We start from the raw sequence: 21,171 nt of genomic DNA, 5'->3' as shown, positions 1-21,171 counted from the left end.
GAGCAGACTGACACATAATACCTTCATTCCTATCACAGAAAGGAGTTTCCCCGATGCCGGCAGCGATCAAAGGTACAATTACCATAGACGGAGAAGAAATCATCATCACTAACCCAGAGAAGCTGCTGTGGCCCGAATGTGGCATTACCAAACGGATTTATCTGCAAAAGCTCGCTGCACTCTCTCCCTATCTGCTGCGTTATTGCCGAGACCGGCTGCTTACCGTCATTCGTTATCCGCACGGCATCTCTGGAATGTCCTTTTATCAGAAAAATGCGCCTGATCCGCTTCCGGCCTTTGTCCAAACCGCTGTGCACGAGAATATTAACTATATCAAGCTGCAAGGTTTACCTGAGCTGATTTGGCTGGGAAATCTCGCCGCTTTGGAATTCCACCCTTCCCTGCATTATGTAGGCAGCGAGCTGCCCTGTGAGTGGATGATTGATCTTGATCCGTCACTTGAAATCGAACCTCGTATCATGGAAGCAACTGCGATCGTTGGGGCGGTCTTAACCTCTCTTGGCCTCTCCTCTGTACCCAAAACCTCCGGTGCTACCGGGGTGCAAATCATCGTCCCTATCGAGACTGGCGTTACTTTTGATGGATTGCGGAAAATCGGGCATTTTGTGGGTCGTTATGTCACCGAAAAGCATCCCAACCTGTTCACCCTGGAACGTCTAAAAAAGAATCGCGGAGATAAAATTTATTTTGACTACCTTCAGCATTATAGCGGCAAAACATTAGCTGCACCTTACACACCACGCGCAAGACCATTTGCTACAGTTTCTACACCCTTGCTCTGGGAGGAGGTTCAGCAAAATGTATCTCCCTCTAATTTTCATCTGCTCAATATCGAGGAACGCCTTCTGCGTATGGGAGATCTTTTAGAGAAAGTGCCCCCACAGCCCGTTGAACAGCTCATTGCTAAGCTCCCATAAAGGAGCAATCCCATAGAAAAAAGACCCTAAAAACAGCAATAAGCCCGCAGCATCAACTACATGCTACGAGCTTATTTGGCGTCCCACTCAAGGACAGAAGGTATACTATATAAGAATACGGCAGGCCGAGCTTTGTTCACCGTATTTATTGCTTTTTTATCCGTAAAAATACCTTCTTTCAGTTAATGATACTTAAGAGCTACGCTAGTGGATGGATTTCTTCTTGAAGCGGCCACCTTTAACATCATGGATGTTACCTATTGCGATGAATGCATCAGAATCCCAATCTTCAACAATGGTTTTAAGCTTAGCTTCTTCCAGACGGGTGATAACTACAAAGATCACTTTCTTGTTCTCACCGGAAAATCCGCCTTCTCCATCTAAATAAGTAACACCACGTCCAAGACGCTCTGTCAGAGCTTCCCCGATATCGCGGAATTTATCACTGATAATCCATACTGATTTCGATTGATCCAGACCCTCAAGGGTGATGTCAATAACCTTAAATGCAATATAATAAGCAATCAGGGAGAACATCGCGTTATTCCAACCGAACACAAATCCAGCTCCGGACAAGATGAACAGGTTGAAGAACATAACTACTTCACCTACAGAGAAGGGAAGCTTCTTGGCTACCAAAATCGCAACAATTTCTGTACCGTCTAGAGATCCCCCGAAACGTACAACCAATCCAACACCTACACCTAGAATGATACCGCCAAACACGGCAGCAAGCATCGGTTCAACTGTAAAGGCCTCTACATGATGCAGCATTGAAGTGCCGATAGACATAAGTAAAATCGCATATAAGGTAGATAAGGCAAATGTCTTACCGATTTGCTTATAACCGATTAACAGGAACGGAAGGTTGAGCAGTGTCAATAATATACCCAGAGGAATGTCAAATAAATGTGATAAAATAATGGAGATACCGGTAATCCCGCCATCAATCATTTGATTAGGTACTAGGAATATCTCAAGTGCAACAGCCATCATGGCGGCCCCTACGGATAACATGATCATACGCTGCGCGAACTTAGCCATTTTATGGGCACCGGTCTTCTGCAGTTTGTTCTGCTCCTCTTTGGTAAACATTTGTGGACTCACATTCATAGAACTCCCCCTACAATTTAACAGTATAGTTTTGAAACATTCGGAAGTATAACTACAATCTATACTTTCTTACATTTCTTCTTATACAATTATTATATCACAAAATATGCTCTAATAATGAATGGAACACGTACTATCCTTCGAAAAATTCAGATTTAGTCCTCTTTCCGGTCATAACAGCGGTGATAACAACTGACATAGCCCTTCACCGAGTTTGACAATTCTCCCTCTCTCCTTAAATTTTACAGGATCAATGAATTCACTGTTCTTTTGATCCTTTTCAAACCCCGCGACTAGCTCTGCTATCGTCTCAGGATGCAGCAAAACCGCTGTCATTTCGAAATTAGAATAGAAGCTGCGCATATCCAGATTCGCACTTCCCACCGTACCCAGCAGATCATCCACTATCATGACTTTGGCATGCATAAATCCTTTGGTGTAGCGATAGAACTTCACGCCTGCATCTTGTAAATTCTCCAGATAAGACAAAGAAGCATGATAAACAAGCTTATTATCAGGCTTCGCCGGAATGATGATTCTAACATCCACTCCACGAAGGACTGCACTCTTCAAAGCACGACAAATCGCAGGATCCGGAATAAAATACGGTGAAGTAATCCAGATCCGTTCCCTAGCAGAGCAAAAAGCGGCAAAATACATCTCCTGAGAAGCATCGATCGCAGCATCCGGTCCACTTCCTACAATCTGCACGGCCTCTTGCTCCTTGCAAGAGTGCTCAGGGAACAAACGAGGATGACTCATACCTTCACCAGAGGCCAGTCTCCAATCCTTCAGGAAGACATACTGAATATAATAAACAGAATCTCCTTCTAAACGCAGATGGGTATCGCGCCAGTAACCCATCTTGGCGTCCTTTCCTAAGTAATCATCACCGATATTCATTCCCCCCGTAAAACCAATCAATCCGTCCACCACTAGGATCTTCCGATGATTGCGGAAATTAAACCGACGATCCAGTAAAGAACTAATCGGAGGTAAAAAAAAGTGGAACTCCACCCCGGCATTTCTCAGGGTTCGAATAAACCTACGGCTTAATCGATGACTGCCCAGTCCATCACAAAGCAAACGCACCTTTACTCCCTGCCGCGCCTTTCGAATCATAACGTCCTGAAACTGTTCTCCGATCTCATCATCACGATAAATATAAAATTGCATGTGGATATGTTCTTTTGCCTCTTCCATGGCTTCCAGCATAGCGTCGTAAGCTTCTCTTGCAGTTGACAGCACTCTGCTTTTGTTATGGCCTGTAATAGGCCCTTCCGAGAGCTTTGCAAGCAAAACCAATAAACCCTCGTTATTCTCAAACTGAGCGTTTCCAGTATCCGACGCTTGTTTTACTACCTTAATCTTACCAGTGACATACGAACGGATTTCCCGGAAGAGTGAAGTACATCTTTTGTTCAATTTTCTATTCTGTCTGTAGTCACGACCTAGAAAATAATAGAATGCCAGACCGAGCGGTGGACAACAGAAGGAAATAAACAACCATGCTATAGCCCTTTGCGGGCGTCGGTACTCCAGAAATACAATCAATGCAATCTGTATGATAAAAAGAATTAGAATTATCGCGAAAATCTTCAATTCTCTACCCCCTCAATTAATAAAAACAGATGCAATAGACTCTCTGCGATGACTCTAGTACAGGTTTTGCCGTAACTCTCCTTCTTTATTCAAACAAACCGTTGTCATGTTCCTGAAAGATATGGAATACATAGAGTAGTAGGACAATTCGGATGAGCCTAATGGAAGAAAAGTCGTTAGCCTCAGGTATCGCAAGCGGCTGCCATAAGCCGCAGAAAGGAGAAGCCATGAAGAGTCAGCCAGATCATAAACGGATTACGCTGCTTGTCGTAAGGGATGCCGGACGTCCAGTCAAACAGCTCCACATCTCCAAACCGCTAGCGTTCGCCTTACCGGCAGCAGCAGCCCTGTCTATCTCCAGTCTGGTCACCTCTATGCATTTCCATGCCTCTCAGTCCATCTCACAGCTAGAAGCCGAGGCAGCCGCACTATCGCTAACCAATCTCCGCATGGAAATGAAGGTCGCCGACAAGGATAAAGATTTAACACAGCTTCGTAGCCAGGTCAGCGAACTTTCGGAAGAGGCAGATAACATTAAAGACAAGCTGAAGAGTGTAAATGCACTGGAACAGGAGCTGCAAGCATTGATTAACAAAAGCAAAGGTGCTGCTGCCGCTACAGACACGAATGAATCTCAACCGGAGAAATCCGCAACAGAAAAATCAAAAGCTGGATCGGCCACTTCAAATTCAACATTAGGTTTATCGAACCGTCTTTCTTCTCCTGTTCCTAAAGAGACTTCCTTTAAGCAGAGTACAGAAGAGAACTCATCTTCCACTTCTCTATCCGCCATAAGTTTCCGCTTTGGGGCCATCACCGCAGCCCTTCCAAAAACACTCACCCCGCAGGTTGGTGGAGAATACATCGCGGTGTATCAGAACGACGCTACGAGCTTGGTGGAAGAAACTAAGGATGACTTTGAGGAGATTCACGGGATGCTTGATGAAATGGTGGAAAGTATCACACAGACGATCACACAGGCAGAGCATGAAAATAACGTACAGGCAAATCTGCAAGCTCAAAAGGCCCGTGCAGAAAAGGCTAAACTTAACGCTGTACCGCTCTGGCCTACCGAGTCCAAAGTCATTTCTTCAAGCTTCGGCTACCGCTCAGATCCATTCAAAGGTTTGTCTGCGTTCCATTCCGGTGTCGATATTGCTGGGAACATCGGTGATCCTGTATATGCTGCCTTAGATGGCGAGGTTATTACTGCGGAACAAATGGGCGCACGCGGAAAATACATCGTGATTAAGCATTCAAATGGATTGGAAACCTGGTACATGCATTTGAACGGAATGATCGTATCTGCGGGAGACAAGGTTAGCAAAGGGCAGAAAATCGGCTTGCTTGGAAGCACTGGCCGAAGCACAGGTCCTCATCTTCATTTTCAGGTTGTGAAGCAGAATAAAACAGTCAACCCTTTGGCGTATGTCAAACCCTAAAGGGTTGCATTTAATTTCAAAATAGGAGGAATTTATAAATGTGGAACAAACGGCAGCAGCGTGTCTCCTTTAAATCTACCGATTCCCTAATTGGGCATGGAGGAACACTGGAGGGTAAGGTGCAATGTGATACAAACCTGCGGATTGAGGGTACCTTTAGCGGTGAGATTATTTGCAGTGGTGTCGTGACTGTAGGAGAAGAAGGAACAGTGCGCTCCAGTATTAAAGCGGAAGAAATCGTGATTGCCGGCAAAGTATACGGTGATGTTACGGCTGATCGCAGACTCATTATGACCGGAACCGGAGAATTGCATGGCAATATTTCAGCAGGAGCACTTAGCATTATGGAAGGCAGCCTCCTGAATGGCTCCATTGCCATGCAAGAACAGCCCACCTCTGAAAAAGCAGGTGAGCCCAAAAGTAATATGAAAAAGGACAAGGCAGCCAAGCGCTCCTCCAAAGCTCAAGGAACACTTGAAGCCGGCTAGACTTATTTCTATGAAGCAACGTCCCTTTTACGGAAGACAATCCAGGAAATGGCCAGGAATAGGATATAGTACACCGCTAATACAGCTATGGAGAAACCAAGTGTTGAGCCCCCCGGACCCGTATCCGACAATAGGTAGCCTCTTAGATCCATATGTGTGAAGATCAAGTATTGGGCCCATTCAAACCGTTCTGGACTAAAAATAACCGTAAAAATACTCTTGGCAAACATAATAAATAAGGATAATCCAATAGCCAGCCCACTCGCGCGGAATACGCTAGATACCATGAAAGCCAGAGCAGCAGTCAGGAAAAGCTCAATGTAACGACATAGGAGATCTAGGAAGGAATATTCCGCTGGACTCCAAGCCGTAATGGATGACATCGTATCTCCCGAAGATGAGGAGAAGATTAACGAAGCACCAAACCCAAAAGCAATCAATACTGCGGTGCTAAGCAAACTGAATAACACCATGGAAATATATTTCGAGAGCAGGATCTTGGAGCGACTCCACGGGCGAATCAGCAGCAGCTTAATGGTTCCCCAGGTAAATTCGCCCGCTACGGAGTCAGAAGCCACTACAACGGTAAAGATTGTATTCAAGAAGAACGCAATACTCACCGTCATCTGAAAGTTGTCCCAGAGCCCCATAAGCGATGAATCGCCTTCGCTTGTGAAATAAATAAGCGCAGGAAGCAGCACGCTCATCACTGCAAGAATAAGCAGCATAATCCATGTGCGGACACGGCTGTATATTTTGATATTCTCATTATGTATGAGAGCTGTAAACTCACCCAATTCCTTCACCTCCTGTAACCTCTAAGAATTGATCCTCCAGCGTACGGGCAAGGGTTCTGATGTTATACACCTTAATCCCACCTGCCACTAGCTTGGCATTTAATTCTGCAATCTCCTCACGCTCTGCCTCAAGCACAAGTCCCCCACTCTTAAATACTCCACGTCCAATGAGGGCTAACGCAGCCTCAGCATTATCAACCTCGAACAAGGTTTCTCCCAGAGGCATTACAGTATTGCCTACCCCTTTCAGCTGCTTCACATCCACCAGTCGTCCATTTTGGATAATCGCTACGCTGTCACACATGAGCTCCATCTCGGAAAGTAAATGGCTGGAGACGAATACAGTTGTTCCTTCTTCCTGACATAAACGGCGTAAATAGTCTCGGAGCTCGCGTATCCCTTGTGGGTCCAGCCCGTTGGTTGGCTCATCTAGAATCAGCAGCTTGGGTCTGTGCAGCAGTGCTTGAGCCACTCCCAGCCTCTGACGCATACCTAGCGAATAGGTCTTAACTTTGTCATGAATTCTTTGACCTAGTCCGACTAGCTCGACAACCTCATCTATCCGTTGCTTTGTTACCCCTGGCACCATCCGTGCATATTGGCGCAGATTCTGATAACCGGTGAGGAACTTGTACATCTCTGGATTTTCTACAATGGCCCCTATATTTGCGATAGCCTCTTCAAAATGGTTTTTAATACTACGGCCACAGATCAAGATGTCTCCACGACTAATGGAAATCAACCCTACCATCATCCGTATTGTAGTAGTCTTACCTGCTCCGTTGGGTCCCAAAAAACCGAAGATTTGTCCAGGCGGGATGTCCAGCGTTAAATCGCTCACCAGCGTTTTCGAGCCGATTTTTTTGGTGACTCCCTGCAGGCGGGCAACAGGCTCCATCAATATTTCTGTATTCGACATAGTCTCACTTCCTTTCATCTATAACCTAGTTTACCACATATACCCTTTTTTCCGAAAATCACTAGAGGATAAGAGTCTGCCAGCTAAAAAAGGAACCTGACTTCTCCGGTATTAGGAAGAGTCAGGTCCCCTTATTCATTTAGTTCCTATTTCATTCAAGTACAACAGTTTAACCGCCAACACGGGCAAGCTCGCGCATATTTGCTTCAAATGCAGCCATCAACGCAGCTTCTCCGGTCAATCCGGTTTGTTCTACCTTGCGAATTTGCTCCATCATCCGTTTGTAATCCTTCGGAATGACACGAACGAAGTTCGGCAAGCTATCTGCCCACTGATTCAGTACTCGTGCGCCAGCCGCACTACCTGTAAGCTCGGTATGGCGGATAATCAGCTCACGCAGCTCTTCGATCTCCTCAGACTCTTCCACTCTCTCGAGCAGTACCATTTCGAGATTGCAGCGGCCGATGAAGGTTCTATCTGGGTCGTAGACATAAGCGATACCGCCTGACATCCCTGCCGCAAAGTTACGGCCAGTTTCACCAAGGACAACCACTCGGCCTCCAGTCATGTATTCACAGCCGTGGTCACCCACGCCTTCTACAACAACCTTCGCTCCGGAGTTACGGACGGCAAAACGTTCACCAGCGATACCGTTAATATAAGCTTCTCCACCTGTTGCACCGTAGAATGCAGTATTTCCGATAATGATATTGTCCTCAGCAGCAAAGGTAGCTTTCGGAGATGGCTTGATAATAATCTTACCACCCGACAATCCTTTACCTACATAGTCATTGGAATCTCCTTCCACCGTAAGCGTGATTCCCTTAGGTACGAATGCACCCAAGCTTTGACCAGCAGAACCGGTGAAATGAAGCCGAATCGTATCATCCGGCAAACCTGCGGCCCCATACTTGCGGGTCAGCTCGCTGCCAAGGATAGTTCCGACGGCACGATTAACGTTCGTGATTGGCAGTGATGCCTCAACAGCCGTACCTGATTCCAGTGCAGGTGCTGCCAGGTCGAGCAGCTGCGAAACATCCAGTGTCTCTTCCAGACCATGATTCTGGTATTTACTGCGGAAGCGTGTGCTTCCTTCCGGTAATTCCGGTGTATGCAGCAGGCTGCTCAAATCTATGCCTTTCTTCTTCCAATGCTTCGACGCCTGAGTTGCGTCTAGACAATCGGTACGGCCTACCATCTCTTCAATTGTACGGAAGCCGAGACTTGCCATAATTTCACGTAGATCCTGTGCCACGAAGGTCATAAAGTTAACTACATGCTGCGGATCACCGGTAAAATTCTTACGAAGATCCGGATTCTGTGTAGCTACACCAACCGGACAAGTATCCATTTGGCAGACACGCATCATAATACAACCAACAGATACTAGCGGAGCAGTGGCAAAACCATACTCTTCGGCCCCAAGCAATACAGCTACAGCCAAATCGCGGCCGCTTAGCATTTTACCATCTGTTTCCAGAACTACACGGTCACGCAGATTGTTGAGCATCAATGTCTGATGGGTTTCAGCCAAGCCAAGCTCCCACGGAAGACCCGCATGACGAATGGAGTTCATCGGCGATGCCCCTGTACCTCCATCATAGCCACTAACCAAGATAATATCAGCGCGCCCTTTGGCTACACCCGCAGCAATCGTACCCACTCCAACTTCCGATACGAGCTTAACATTAATGTTTGCACGTGGATTTGCATTTTTCAGATCATAGATCAGCTCTGCCAAATCCTCGATAGAGTAAATATCATGATGCGGTGGAGGTGAGATCAGACCGACACCTGCTGTTGAGCCACGTACTTCAGCGACCCAAGGATAAACTTTACGTCCCGGAAGCTGTCCACCTTCCCCTGGTTTAGCGCCCTGAGCCATTTTAATCTGGATCTCATCAGCGTTAACTAGGTAGTTCGAGGTAACACCAAAACGTCCAGAAGCTACTTGTTTAATCGCACTGCGACGTGAATCACCATTGCTATCCGGAATATAGCGGGCTGGATCTTCGCCGCCTTCCCCCGTATTACTCTTACCACCGATACGGTTCATCGCAATGGCCAGTGTCTCATGTGCTTCCTTACTAATGGAACCAAAGGACATTGCACCCGTCTTAAACCGTTTCATAATGGACGATGCAGATTCTACTTCTTCCAGTGGAATCGGTTCATAGGCTGACTTGAATTGCAACAAGGAACGAAGCGTCAATTGCTTCTCGCTTTCTCCTTGAACAAGGGCAGCATATTTCTTGTACATATCATAATTCCCGCTACGCACAGAGTGCTGAAGCAGATGAATCGTCTGTGGATTGAATAGATGCTCTTCCCCATCATTACGCCATTGATAATCGCCCCCGGAGTCAAGCACCTTATCATTTCCGTCTTTTTCTGTAAAAGCACGGTTATGATGGATAAGCGCCTCAGTTGCCACTTCCTCCAGGCCAATCCCCCCAATCCGGGAAGGTGTCCAAGTAAAGTAACGATCCACGAACTCAGAGTTCAGACCCACAGCTTCAAAAATCTGCGCACCGCGGTAAGATTGAATCGTCGAAATTCCCATTTTGGAAAGAATCTTAACTACGCTCTTAGTCGCAGCTTTAATATAGTTCTTCACTGCTTTTTCATGCGAGATTCCCCGCAATAAGCCTTGGCCGATCATGTCATCCAAGCTTTCAAAAGCCAGATAAGGATTTACTGCACTCACACCATAACCGAGCAGCAGCGCATAATGATGGACTTCACGTGGTTCACCGGATTCCAGCAAAATACTAACTTTCGTCCGTGTTCCTTGGCGGATCAAATGGTGATGCAGACTCGATACCGCAAGCAGAGCTGGAATCGCAGCATTCTCACTGTCCACACCGCGGTCAGTCAGAATCAGAATGTTATGCCCTTTAGCCATAACACGGTCAGCAGCCTCGTTCATGCGCTCAAGCGCGATGCGTAATCCTTCTGCCCCAAGCTCAGCCGGGAAAAGAATTGGAATAGACATCGATTTGAAGCCTGCACGGCGAACATGGCGAATCTTAGCAAAATCTTCGTTCGAAAGAATTGGCGTTTGCAGCGAGATCTGGCGGCAGCTTTCCGGTTCCGGTTTAAGCAAATTACGCTCTGGTCCAATCGTAGTCGTTGTGGATGTCACCAGCTCTTCACGAATGGCATCGATGGGTGGATTCGTTACCTGAGCAAACATTTGTTTGAAATAGTTATAGAGACGTTGCGGGCGGTCCGAAAATACGGCGAGCGGAGCATCATAACCCATGGAACCGACAGCTTCAGCACCAGTAGATGCCATTGGCTCAAGCACCTTACGCAAGTCTTCAAAAGTATAGCCGAAAGCCTGCTGTAGCTGTTGTACATTATCATGCTTAGGATTTGGCAGTTCAGGTGCATCCGGAAGCTCATCAAGACTGATCAAATGCTCATCCAGCCACTGGCGATAAGGCTTCTCAGAGGCGATAGCCGATTTAACTTCCTCATCGGAGATAATGCGGCCTTCCTTCGTATCCACGAGCAGCATGCGTCCAGGCTTCAGGCGGTCTTTATATAAGATGTCCTCTGCTGGAATGTCCAGTACACCGGCTTCTGAGGATAAAATAATCATATCGTCTTTCGTTACATAATAACGAGCAGGACGCAGGCCGTTACGGTCCAGAATAGCGCCGATTTGTATCCCATCGGTAAAGCCCATTGCAGCAGGCCCGTCCCATGGCTCCATTAGAGTACTGTGATATTCATAAAATGCTTTTTTATCAGCGTCCATACTATCATGATTGCTCCATGGTTCAGGAACCATCATCATGGCTACCTGTGGCAGGGATCGTCCGCTCAAATAGAGAAACTCAAAGGTGTTATCGAACATTGCAGTGTCCGATCCATCCGGGTTAATAACAGGCTTGATCTTGTTCAGATCTTCACCAAACACTTCGCTCTTAAACAATGACTGGCGCGCATGCATCCAGTTCACATTACCACGCAAGGTATTGATCTCACCGTTGTGGATCATAAAGCGGTAGGGATGCGCACGTTCCCAGCTTGGGAAGGTGTTCGTACTGAAACGGGAGTGAACTAACGCGATCGCTGATTCCAGCTCTTCGTTCTGCAAATCCAGGTAGAATTGTCCGACTTGTTCTGTAGTCAGCATGCCTTTGTATACAATCTTACGGCACGACAAGCTTGGAATATAGAAGGATTCATCCTCTTCTGCACCACCGTAACGAATGGCAAGCTCTGCACGTTTGCGGATTACATAAAGCTTACGTTCAAAAGACAACTCATTCGTGACCGAAGCCGAGCGGCCGATAAATACTTGACGCACAAAAGGCTTAGCAGCTTTCGCTGTCTTGCCAAGCATTTCATCATAGGTAGGCACATCACGATAGCCGAGTACTATTTGACCTTCTTCAGCAATAATATTGCTTAAGAGAGCTTCATGCTGCGCCCGAACTTCTTCGTTATGAGATAAAAAGATCATGCCCACGCCATAATGGCCTTGTTCCGGCAAAGCAAAGCCTAGCTTCTGAGCTTCGCTTGCAAAGAAACGGTGCGGAATTTGAAGCATGATACCTGCTCCGTCACCAGAGTTGGGTTCGCTACCTTGGCCTCCCCGATGCTCCATATTAAAGAGCATTGTCAAAGCATTACTTACGATATTGTGAGACGGTGTGCCTTTAATATGAGCTACAAATCCCATGCCGCAAGCATCTTTTTCGAACTGGGGATCATACAGGCCCTGTTTTACGGGCAGTTCAGTGTGTTTCATCGAACGCAACCTTTCTATTATAAAGTATGCAATGTGTTAGGAAAATTTTTCACATGAAAATCTTAATAATTATTCAATCCAGATTAGTGCTATTATTTTATCACCGAGGTATCATCAGCGCAATTTAAACTTTTTTATGATGCTGATTAACAATTGTTTTTGCATCACAGCTTTAGCGAGTAAAAGTTTAAAAAAACTTCATGTTGCATAATTATACATAAATAACGCATAAGTGCATATGCAATGAAAGCGTTACAAGATTTTTCACTCCTTCTAATATGTTTGCAAGAAAAAGGGTTTTTATGATTTTAAATCAAAAAAAGCGTCTCCCAGAGGAGACGCTTTTTTATACTTTTTTTTCAAAAAATTTATCAGTTTATACAGTCAAAACTTGTTCACTATTCACTCCAACTTCATTCTCACGGCTACGTGTCATGAAGTAAGCGAAGGTAAGAGCAAGGAATCCAAGACCAAAGATTGCCAGGATACCTACATCTCCCCACATTGCACTGAAATCACCTGTAGAAATTACTGCTTTGAGACCACTAACTGTGTAAGTCATTGGAAGCAGTGGATTAAAGAATTTCATCCAGTCAGGGATCAATTCAAGTGGGAATGTTCCGGCACTAGTTGTTAATTGGAAAATCAGAATAACGATAACAACGAAACGTCCCGGTTGATCCATCCAAGTAACAATCGCTTGAACTACCCATGTGTAAACTAAGCTTGTTAAGAATGTAAATACGAAGAATAGCGGTTTACTTTGTACTTCCAGTCCAAGTCCGTACAATACAACCACAGCAGCCAGCATAGACTGGATGAAGCTCATGATTGTGAAGGTAAGCGTACGGCTGATGAAACGGTTCATACGGCTAGCACCAAGGACAGCCGAATCACGCATTGGAATAACAATTGTTGAAATCAAAGCACCTACAAACAATCCAAGGGATAGGAAGTAAGGAGCAAAACCTGTACCATAGTTCGGAACATGATTCACAACTTTATCCTCAACCACAACTGGTTGTGCGAACATTTCCATCATTGCATCTGTTTTGTTCACGCTGCCTGTTTTTTCAGCAGCATCGCCAAGCTTAGTTGCCAGTTCTGTTGATCCAGATTTCAGATCATCCATACCATCTTTCAGCTCGCCTGCGCCATCAGCCAGTTTTTTCGAACCATCTGCTACCGCACTGATACCGGAACCTAGTTCGCCTACACCGCTAAGCAGTTTTGAGGTACCATCACCAAGTGCTTTACCGCCTTCAGCCAGCTTGCTGCCTCCAGCTGCAGCTTCTTTAAGCTTCGCACCAAATTGTTGCATTCCTGCATTCAGCTTATCGCCACCAGCTACAAGTGCAGATGCGCCTTGTGCCAGTTTTTGTTGTCCTGTCAACAGCTGTGTGCTACCAGCATTTAATTGCTTAGCTCCATCATGCAACTGAGTTACACCAGCAGCTAACTGCTGTGACCCCGAGTGCAGTTGAGTTGCACCTTGTGCCAGTTGCTCTTGCCCACTGTGGAGTGCAGTAGCACCCTGTGCCAGCTGCTCTTGGCTTTGTTGCAGTTGCTCACTGCCTTGTGCCACGGCTGCACTAGCTGCCAGCAGCTTCTGTACCGCTGGATTTTGTGCCAGCTCAGGACTAGCCTGTGCCAATTGCTCCAATCCTTGAGCTACCGCTTTAGCACCCTCAGTTACCTTCGTGCTGCCTGCGGCGGAAGCTTGCAAACCCGCTTCCAGTTTCGCGCTGCCATCTACGGAAGAAGTTAAGCCCGCTTCCAGCTTCGCGCTGCCATCAACTAAAGATTGTGTTCCTGCTTGTAGTTTAGAAGTACCATCCACAGCAGACTGTGTTCCCGCCTGAAGCTGTGTAGCACCGGTTACAGCTTGTTTCAAGCCGTCACTAAGCTGTTTACTGCCGGCAGAACTTTGGGCAACACCGTCTTGAAGTTGCGTATGTGCAGTAGACAATTGTTGCAATCCGCTTGCCAACGTGGTTGATCCTGTTTTAAGCGCCGTAGCACCTGCATTCAAATCAGTCACGCCTTGTGTAAGGGGTTCTACACCATTTTGAAGTTTACCTGTACCATCTGTCAGTACAAGTAGATTATCTTTCAGCTTCAAGGCTCCGTCATCTAGCTTACCAGCGCCATCAGCGATCTTGGAAGCACCATCTCCGGCTTCGCCCAATCCATCAGATACTTCTGTAATCTGATTGAATACAGACTCCACATAAGCTTCTGTTACTTTAGCAGATACTTTATTTTTAATTTCTGCTACAGCCGTACCACCGATCTGACCAGCCAAGAAGTTATAACCTTCATTTGGCTCATAAATAATTTTTGCCGGCTGTGGTTCATCATCCATAAGAGTAGTAGCTTTGGCAGAAAAGTCTTCCGGAACAATGATCGACATATAATAAGTATTGTCCTTCATTCCTGCTTCCGCTTCTTCAAGGGAAACGAAGTTCCACTGGAAGCCGTCGGTTACCTTCAACTCTTCTATAAGATCATTACCGGCTTGTAGTTGCTTGCCTTCATAATTAGCGCCGACATCCTGGTTGACCACAGCAACCGGAAGTTCATTCATCTTGCCATACGGATCCCAGAATGCCTTCAGGAAGAATCCGCTGTACATCACCGGAATAAATAGGATAGCAATCATTGGAATCAGCACCTTCGGATTTCTAAGGGCTGCGCCAAGATCCTTGGTAAATACGGATAATGATTTCATTCTGGTTCTCTCCTTATGAGCTTATGCTCTCTTTAAAATGCTTTGTTTGCGAAATATTACGTAACACTAAGTGACTGTTTTCCCCATTCGGTCAATTCAGGGTATAAAAAAATGCCTTGCGGCTCTTCTTCAATGCCTAATCATCTTGAGAATTGTTAAGGGAAAGCGAATCGAGTGATGCTGAGAACGCCATCCCTATCCTGAATCAACCCTTACTGTGCCAATCCTTCGGCGAGAAACAAATGAAAATACATCTTGATCTGTTCCTTGTCCAAGGGAGTATGTGTTTTATTCAGTTCAGCAGTCAATACAATATATAATCTGAACATGACTACCGAGACGATTTTGGGATCGCAAGGTTTGATTTCTCCCTGTTGGAGCGCTTGTTGCACCTCCCGTTCTAAATATTCTAAAACTACGTTCTCGATCTTCTCGAGTCCTTCTCCAGCCTGCGGCGTACCGAATTCGCGATTCTCCTGGGAAAGTTTTATGAATAGCTCCTGCTCACTTCGAAACTCAAGCAGAGCATCCAGCACACGATGCAAGTTATCAAAGAAAGGTCTGTCTCGCCTGATCTCCCGTTCAGCTATCGTCTTCATTTCCATCATCATATCGCGCAGGATCTCGTCAAACAATTGCTCTTTGTTTGTAAAAAAGGTGTAGATGGTTCCCTTACCGACATTTGCAATCTTAGCAACCTGATCCATTGTAGTTGCCTTATAGCCAAATAATGAAAAAGATTTCGCTGCGGCCTGAAGCACCTGCTGTCTTCGATCCACCACTGCCACCTGTGCACACTTCCTTTCTCCAGAAAATATCGTTCCCGCTGACTTCTGACCACTTTACTAATCCGGTCAATTGGTCATTCACTACTTTATCATGTTGTTTTCTAGTTTGCAATACTTTGGGCGAACCTTTTATTTTTTTATTTATTGCAGGGTTTTAACTTTCTATTTACGTCTTACTTGTATAATGTGAGTATAGTATAGATTTCCTAGTATAATTAGAAGAAGGAAAGCATTTCTATAGAAAAGGAAAGTAGCAGGTGAACTTATGCGAAAGAAAAGAGTACTGCTGTTTTCGGAAGGCTTCGGTACGGGCCACACAGGAGCAGCCTATGCTCTGGCCGAAGGAATAAAGCTGCTGAATCCGGATGTCCAGTGCCGAGTCATCGAGCTGGGGAAATTTCTTAACCCGACGGTCGCCCCTTGGATTCTTTCCGCTTACCGCAAAACAGTTAGCAGCCAGCCTAAGCTGGTCGGCATGATGTATAAGACACAATATCATAAATCATTGAACCCGTTGACTAAAATGGCGCTTCACCGGATTTTTTATACACATGCTTCACAGGTGATCGAACAGCTAAAGCCTGATTTGATTATCTGCACTCATCCCATTCCGGCTGCGGTCATTTCCAGACTAAAGCGTCGTGGATTAAATGTGCCTCTGTATACATTAATTACAGATTATGATGCACATGGGAGCTGGGTAAATTCCGAGGTCAATCGTTATCTCGTATCTACCCCACGCGTCAAATCCATTCTGACAGGCCGTGGGATCGCTCCAGAGCTAGTAACCGTCACTGGCATCCCAGTGCATCCAAAGTTCTGGGAACGCTCCAACAAGACGCTGCTGCGCAAGGAACTGGGATTGGCTGATATCCCAACCGTACTCATTATGGGTGGAGGCTGGGGGTTAATGTTCGGCAAAGAGATTATGCATTCCCTCACCGCCAGAATGGATGATATTCAGCTCGTCTTCTGTATGGGCAGCAATGAGAAGCTAATCGCCAAAATGAAGTCCAATCCACTGCTTAATCATCCCAATGTTAAAATTCTGGGATATAGCAGTGAAATCAATAAATTGATGGATGCCTCAGACCTGCTGATCACGAAGCCTGGAGGGATGACCTGCACAGAAGGTCAGGCCAAAGGAATTCCGATGCTTTTCTATAAAGCTATTCCAGGTCAGGAAGAGAAAAACTGCCAATATTTCGTAGAGCTTGGGCTGGCAGAGGTGCTCGACTCGGAAGTAGTGAACAAATGGTTCACTATGATGCTTCGTGAATATTCAGTTCTGGAAGAGCAACGCAGACGACGTCTCGCTCCAGATAAACATCAACCGCAAAGCTGTGCGACTACTGTTCTGAAGATGTTAGGTAACCCCGTAAGCGAGGCAACTGAAATCAGAGGCTCTAGAGCGCAAGCACGTAATGAAGAACCTGTATGTATTACACCTTAAAGAATAAGCAGGTAGTCAGGGAATTTCCCCCGGCTACCTGCTTTTTTTAATATAAATCGGATTGGTTTAAATTTCTACACTCTCACCAGCTTTAAGCGGGAAACCTTCCACTCCCTCTTGATGCAGGCGATCGCAGAAATCAGCTCCATCCTGAGCAATATCCGGAAATGTATTGTAATGTAGCGGGATCACCTTATCCGCCCGCAGCCAGCGTGCGGCCAGCAAGGCGTCATCCGGTCCCATGGTTAGCATATCGCCTATAGGCAGAGCTGCCAGGGCAATCGCGTTCCTTTCTCCAATGAGGCGCAGATCGCTGAATAGCGCGGTATCCCCCGCATGGAAAATCGTCTTGCCCTCAATCGTCAACAAAATCCCCGCGGGTTGTCCAGCATAAATCCAAGAGTCGCCCTCCTGAATGGATGAGGAATGAAATGCCTGCGTAAATTTCACAGTCATCCCGGCATAGGTATGACTACCACCTATATTCATGTGCTTTACTTGTGCACCTTTCATCCGGCAATATTCGGCAAGCTCAAACACCGCAAAGATCGGACAATCATTCTGCTTGGCAATTTCGACAGCATCTCCAAAATGGTCAGAGTGGCCGTGAGTAAGCAGAACGGCATCAACTGAAATATTGGCAGGTGAAATACCGGAGTTCGGATTGCCTGACAAAAAAGGGTCAATAATAACCTTCACGTTCTCCGTCTCTACCAGCAAAGCTGAATGTCCATAATAAGTGATTTTCATGGTTATCTTCCACCTCCAGATTCATATAGTTTAGTTTACCCTATATAGCGCTGAGGTTCACAGATCCACCAAATTTATTTATAAAAAGTATGATTGCCAATGGTTTTAACATAAGTCTGTGTATGATGTACGGTCAGATCCTGTGCAAGTTTTAGCGACAAGAAAAAGTAAGTATTATCGGGAACTTCCTTTACTCCGGAGAGTGCAGCATTCACCGCTTTTATACTATCATCGTTAGGCTTCACACGGTTAAGACGCCCGTTAGCTACAGGGCTGAACTGGCTCTTCTGATAAATAACCTTATATATCGTGTCGGGGAAATTGGCTGACCGCAGCCTATTCAGAACAACGTTGGCAACTGCCACCTTGCCCTTGTACGGTTCACCTTCCGCCTCTGCCATTACAATTTTTTGTAGCAGAAGCAGTTCTTCTTCGGATACAGCGTAGCGCCGGGTTGCTTTACTTTGCTGCTCCTGGCTTAATAGCTCTGTCCGAGAGAAGTACAATGTTGTGAGGGGATGTTTCTGAGAAGCCGAGACTGTCTTCGCTGTCGCCTGACTACTCTTTGTTGCTGTTTCCGCCAATTGCGACGCTTTTTGCGCAGCTGGCTTGGATTGTACTACATCAGCCTTCACCCGAATAATGGAAACGTTCGATGTGTTTTTTGTGTTTTTTTGTTTTAATTTTTTTACACTAAGCCATTCCACACCCTTCGCCGGTTTCCAAGCGGAACTTAAAAGACTGAATGTGTTATTAAGCTTATTGGCTTGTGTAACTTCAGTAATGCCCCTCGTAATTCTACTCGTTATACTAGACTTCGATTCATCTTGCAAAAGAGAAAGTACGGATGCACGGCTAGTGGATTGCAACTTATCCATCTGCACCCTGTCCATCTTCCCTTCCGCAACTTGTTCGGGTTGCAATAAGCTTATGGCAGAGAAACACACTAGTATAACGCCAACGAGCAACGCAATATAGCGGTTTTGTTTAAAAATTAACATGATATTCCTCCTATTTCACGGCACATTCCTATTGTATGTAACCGAAAACGGAAGCTTTGAAAACTTTATTATCGATTTTAAACTGTAAACTTTTCAATAATTTCATACATAGGAATGGCATACATTCTGGTAGCATACAACACAAAACTATCAATCGTCCAGTCTCTCTGATAGTTTTTTAGGTTCCAATCATCATCCAATTTCAGTAAATTTTCCAGCAATTTATCATCATATGAATTTTTTCCCCGGTACTTTCGAGCCACGGTAAGATGCGGTTTATAGGCCCTGGATTCGCCTGAAAAACCTAGTGGAAACGTCGCTGAATGCACTCTGGCAGCTAATTGATTTAATGCCTCTATTTCGCCGGAAACCCCTATCCACAGGACTCTTGGGGAAGCTGGAAGACCAAATGTGTCCCATTTGTCCAAAGAGAGATTGAAGGGTCTGCCTTGACCCGCAGTCTTCCTCAAGGATTTCACTAAATCTGGAATTTTGGCCTTTGGGGTATCTCCTAAAAATTGCAGGGTAATATGATAATCTTGCGGATTTGTCCATTTAGCAAAATCAAAATTTTCAGATAGCTTTGAACATGCCTGCGCCACTATTTCTTGCAGCTCAGAAGGTAATTTCACAGCTAAAAAAAGCCGTTCTGATTCGTTCTCTGATGCTTTAGCATCCATGGTCAATTTCACCTTCTCCAATAGATTTGGTATTCTTAACCTATAACATGATCCATATCCATTAAACCACAAAGTAGGAGGAACACATCATGACTAAGTCTATAGTATGTCTACAACCACTTACATCTCAGCAGCAGGAAAGGATCAAAGCGGCTGCCCCAGGCTATACATTTACACAAGGAGACGCAAAAAATCCGGATTTGCAGCTGCTTGCAGAAGCAGAAATTGTAATTGGCTGGGCAAAAGGTATTTCGGATACACTCCTTCGCCCTGAGTCCTCCCTTCGCTGGGTTCAGTCCTGGTCTGCTGGTATTGAGAAGCTTCCTCTCGATCGTCTTAAGCAACAAGGAATCCTGCTCACCAGTGGGAGCGGAGTTCATGCCGAACCTATTTCTGCGGTAATCTTCGGGTTCATTCTTCTCTTCACCCGTAATTTGCATACAGCTGTACGCAATCAGCAGAACCGGATTTGGAAATCTGATGGCAGTGAAAGCGAGCTGTTCGGTAAAACAGCCGTAATAGCTGGAACTGGAGCGATCGGCAGTGAAACCGCCAGAATTGCTAAAGCCTTCCGGATGAAGACTATCGGTGTCAGCCGTTCCGGTAAGCCAGTCGCAGACTTTGATCAAATCTATACAACAGATCGTTTATCCGAAGCTGTAAGTCAAGGCGATTTCATCATCAATACCCTTCCTATTACCGATGAGACCAAGCATTTATTTAATGCCACCAGCTTCTCCGCGTTTAAAGAAGGCTCCTATTACATTAACATTGGCCGGGGCGCAACTACCGATACAGAGGCGCTGATCGACGCATTGAATCGCGGACAACTCCGTGGTGCTGGGTTGGATGTTTTTGAGACCGAACCCCTTCCGCAGGATCATCCGCTTTGGTCTATGGAGCAGGTTATTATCACTCCACACTCCGCTGGAATTACAGATCAATACGCTGACCGGATCGTTAATATTTTTACCGAAAATGTGAAGTCTTACTTATCATCAGGCACACCTTCTCTAAATCTTGTTCATTATGACCGGCAATATTAATAATAAGCTTTACAAAACAGGAACATCCGTTCTATAATAAGAAAATCCAAAGTTATCCATAAAGAGAGGGTTAGTGCAATGAAGGTCACGGTCACAGAATTTAACGAACAATGGAGTCTAATGTTCAACGAAGAAGCTCAGAAGATTAAAGATATCTTTGCTGATGCCCTCGTTGATATTCACCACATTGGCAGCACTTCTGTTTCCGGACTCAAAGCGAAACCAATCATAGATATAATGCCAGTAGTACGAAATATCGAAGCTGTAGATGAGTTCAACCAGCAAATGACAGCACTTGGTTATGAATGTATGGGTGAGTTCGGTATCAGTGGCAGAAGATATTTCAGAAAAGGCGGAAATAGCAGAACCCATCATGTTCATGTCTTCCAAATGGATAATAAGATAGATATCGGTCGTCATCTGGCTGTAAGAGACTACCTTCGATCATATCCGGAGGCGGTTAAACAGTACGGAGATTTAAAAGATACTCTTGCCAAACAATTCCCATAGGATATTGGAGCTTATATAGACGGGAAAGAAGAATTTGTGGTTAATCTTGAAAAAACTGCATATGAGTGGTATTTAAATCAATAATCCTTATAAAAATAGCCCCTGCTGTTCATTTAGATGATCTAAATGAACAGCAGGGACTACTTGT

At 45.4% G+C, this 21,171-nt stretch carries 16 protein-coding genes; 6 read left to right on the top strand and 10 right to left on the bottom strand.

Going from position 1 to position 21,171, the window contains the following annotated elements:
- The first annotated feature begins 53 nt into the window (after nt 1-53).
- Entirely contained in the window at nt 54-938 is an 885-nt protein-coding gene (ligD, locus tag MHI32_RS05230) for a non-homologous end-joining DNA ligase (RefSeq protein ID WP_076276844.1), read from the top strand.
- A 204-nt stretch (nt 939-1,142) separates the two neighbouring features.
- Here ligD and MHI32_RS05225 read toward each other — a convergent pair whose 3' ends face one another.
- Entirely contained in the window at nt 1,143-1,982 is an 840-nt protein-coding gene (locus tag MHI32_RS05225; RefSeq protein WP_248547977.1) for a YitT family protein, read from the bottom strand.
- A gap of 240 nt (nt 1,983-2,222) precedes the next feature.
- The gene (cls, locus tag MHI32_RS05220) at nt 2,223-3,653 is read right to left on the bottom strand and encodes a cardiolipin synthase (protein ID WP_076129238.1); all 1,431 of its coding nucleotides are present in this window, start codon (nt 3,651-3,653) and stop codon (nt 2,223-2,225) included.
- A gap of 161 nt (nt 3,654-3,814) precedes the next feature.
- Here cls and MHI32_RS05215 point away from each other — a divergent pair, with 161 nt between their 5' ends.
- A complete protein-coding gene (locus tag MHI32_RS05215) occupies nt 3,815-5,095 on the top strand; it encodes a M23 family metallopeptidase (protein WP_076185051.1) in 1,281 nt (426 codons plus the stop codon).
- Between the two features lie 38 nt (nt 5,096-5,133).
- Nucleotides 5,134-5,583: a polymer-forming cytoskeletal protein gene (locus tag MHI32_RS05210; RefSeq protein ID WP_340011994.1), complete on the top strand. Its 450-nt coding sequence runs from the start codon at nt 5,134-5,136 to the stop codon at nt 5,581-5,583.
- An 8-nt stretch (nt 5,584-5,591) separates the two neighbouring features.
- Here MHI32_RS05210 and MHI32_RS05205 read toward each other — a convergent pair whose 3' ends face one another.
- The 5 genes from MHI32_RS05205 to MHI32_RS05185 form a co-directional block, all read right to left on the bottom strand.
- The gene (locus tag MHI32_RS05205; protein ID WP_076185050.1) at nt 5,592-6,380 is read right to left on the bottom strand and encodes an ABC transporter permease; all 789 of its coding nucleotides are present in this window, start codon (nt 6,378-6,380) and stop codon (nt 5,592-5,594) included.
- A complete protein-coding gene (locus MHI32_RS05200; protein WP_232061156.1) occupies nt 6,373-7,299 on the bottom strand; it encodes an ABC transporter ATP-binding protein in 927 nt (308 codons plus the stop codon). Before MHI32_RS05200 ends, MHI32_RS05205 begins: the two co-directional genes overlap by 8 nt.
- A 169-nt stretch (nt 7,300-7,468) precedes the next feature.
- The gene (gltB, locus tag MHI32_RS05195; RefSeq protein WP_076129241.1) at nt 7,469-12,064 is read right to left on the bottom strand and encodes a glutamate synthase large subunit; all 4,596 of its coding nucleotides are present in this window, start codon (nt 12,062-12,064) and stop codon (nt 7,469-7,471) included.
- Between the two features lie 376 nt (nt 12,065-12,440).
- On the bottom strand, nt 12,441-14,795 hold the full coding sequence (locus tag MHI32_RS05190) for a YhgE/Pip domain-containing protein (protein WP_076129242.1): 2,355 nt from the start codon (nt 14,793-14,795) through the stop codon (nt 12,441-12,443).
- A gap of 212 nt (nt 14,796-15,007) precedes the next feature.
- Nucleotides 15,008-15,583 (bottom strand): TetR/AcrR family transcriptional regulator, encoded by a 576-nt coding sequence (locus MHI32_RS05185; protein ID WP_076129243.1) that lies wholly within the window; start codon nt 15,581-15,583, stop codon nt 15,008-15,010.
- A 265-nt stretch (nt 15,584-15,848) separates the two neighbouring features.
- Between MHI32_RS05185 and MHI32_RS05180 the strand changes: the two genes are divergently transcribed.
- Nucleotides 15,849-17,036 (top strand): glycosyltransferase, encoded by a 1,188-nt coding sequence (locus tag MHI32_RS05180; protein WP_076129244.1) that lies wholly within the window; start codon nt 15,849-15,851, stop codon nt 17,034-17,036.
- Between the two features lie 66 nt (nt 17,037-17,102).
- Here the strand turns inward: MHI32_RS05180 and MHI32_RS05175 are convergent, their stop codons facing one another.
- The 3 genes from MHI32_RS05175 to thpR all read right to left on the bottom strand — a co-directional run bounded on the left by MHI32_RS05175 (nt 17,103) and on the right by thpR (nt 19,467).
- The gene (locus MHI32_RS05175) at nt 17,103-17,786 is read right to left on the bottom strand and encodes a metal-dependent hydrolase (RefSeq protein WP_076129245.1); all 684 of its coding nucleotides are present in this window, start codon (nt 17,784-17,786) and stop codon (nt 17,103-17,105) included.
- A gap of 74 nt (nt 17,787-17,860) precedes the next feature.
- Nucleotides 17,861-18,787: a cell wall hydrolase gene (locus MHI32_RS05170; RefSeq protein ID WP_340011993.1), complete on the bottom strand. Its 927-nt coding sequence runs from the start codon at nt 18,785-18,787 to the stop codon at nt 17,861-17,863.
- A gap of 77 nt (nt 18,788-18,864) precedes the next feature.
- Nucleotides 18,865-19,467 (bottom strand): RNA 2',3'-cyclic phosphodiesterase, encoded by a 603-nt coding sequence (gene thpR / locus MHI32_RS05165; protein WP_076194205.1) that lies wholly within the window; start codon nt 19,465-19,467, stop codon nt 18,865-18,867.
- Nucleotides 19,468-19,556: 89 nt separating this feature from the next.
- Between thpR and MHI32_RS05160 the strand changes: the two genes are divergently transcribed.
- The gene (locus tag MHI32_RS05160; protein ID WP_340011992.1) at nt 19,557-20,513 is read left to right on the top strand and encodes a D-2-hydroxyacid dehydrogenase; all 957 of its coding nucleotides are present in this window, start codon (nt 19,557-19,559) and stop codon (nt 20,511-20,513) included.
- 78 nt (nt 20,514-20,591) lie between these two features.
- Nucleotides 20,592-21,023 carry a GrpB family protein gene (locus tag MHI32_RS05155; protein WP_340011991.1) on the top strand — a complete coding sequence of 144 codons (432 nt, stop codon included), beginning with the start codon at nt 20,592-20,594 and terminating at the stop codon, nt 21,021-21,023.
- Nucleotides 21,024-21,171 lie beyond the last annotated feature (148 nt).

Source organism: Paenibacillus sp. FSL H7-0690 (assembly GCF_037980415.1).
GTDB lineage: Bacteria > Bacillota > Bacilli > Paenibacillales > Paenibacillaceae > Paenibacillus_AQ > Paenibacillus_AQ odorifer.
The sequence above is the reverse complement of the archived record's forward strand: the minus strand, read 5'-3'. Positions and strand labels throughout refer to the sequence as shown.

Coding starts and splice junctions, on each gene's coding strand:
- ligD (WP_076276844.1), top strand. CDS start 54: ATGCCGGCAGCGATCAAAGGTACAATTACCATAGACGGAGAAGAAATC.
- MHI32_RS05225 (WP_248547977.1), bottom strand. CDS start 1,982: ATGGCTAAGTTCGCGCAGCGTATGATCATGTTATCCGTAGGGGCCGCC.
- MHI32_RS05215 (WP_076185051.1), top strand. CDS start 3,815: ATGGAAGAAAAGTCGTTAGCCTCAGGTATCGCAAGCGGCTGCCATAAG.
- MHI32_RS05210 (WP_340011994.1), top strand. CDS start 5,134: ATGTGGAACAAACGGCAGCAGCGTGTCTCCTTTAAATCTACCGATTCC.
- MHI32_RS05200 (WP_232061156.1), bottom strand. CDS start 7,299: ATGTCGAATACAGAAATATTGATGGAGCCTGTTGCCCGCCTGCAGGGA.
- gltB (WP_076129241.1), bottom strand. CDS start 12,064: ATGAAACACACTGAACTGCCCGTAAAACAGGGCCTGTATGATCCCCAG.
- MHI32_RS05190 (WP_076129242.1), bottom strand. CDS start 14,795: ATGAAATCATTATCCGTATTTACCAAGGATCTTGGCGCAGCCCTTAGA.
- MHI32_RS05180 (WP_076129244.1), top strand. CDS start 15,849: ATGCGAAAGAAAAGAGTACTGCTGTTTTCGGAAGGCTTCGGTACGGGC.
- MHI32_RS05175 (WP_076129245.1), bottom strand. CDS start 17,786: ATGAAAATCACTTATTATGGACATTCAGCTTTGCTGGTAGAGACGGAG.
- MHI32_RS05170 (WP_340011993.1), bottom strand. CDS start 18,787: ATGTTAATTTTTAAACAAAACCGCTATATTGCGTTGCTCGTTGGCGTT.
- thpR (WP_076194205.1), bottom strand. CDS start 19,467: ATGGATGCTAAAGCATCAGAGAACGAATCAGAACGGCTTTTTTTAGCT.
- MHI32_RS05160 (WP_340011992.1), top strand. CDS start 19,557: ATGACTAAGTCTATAGTATGTCTACAACCACTTACATCTCAGCAGCAG.
- MHI32_RS05155 (WP_340011991.1), top strand. CDS start 20,592: ATGAAGGTCACGGTCACAGAATTTAACGAACAATGGAGTCTAATGTTC.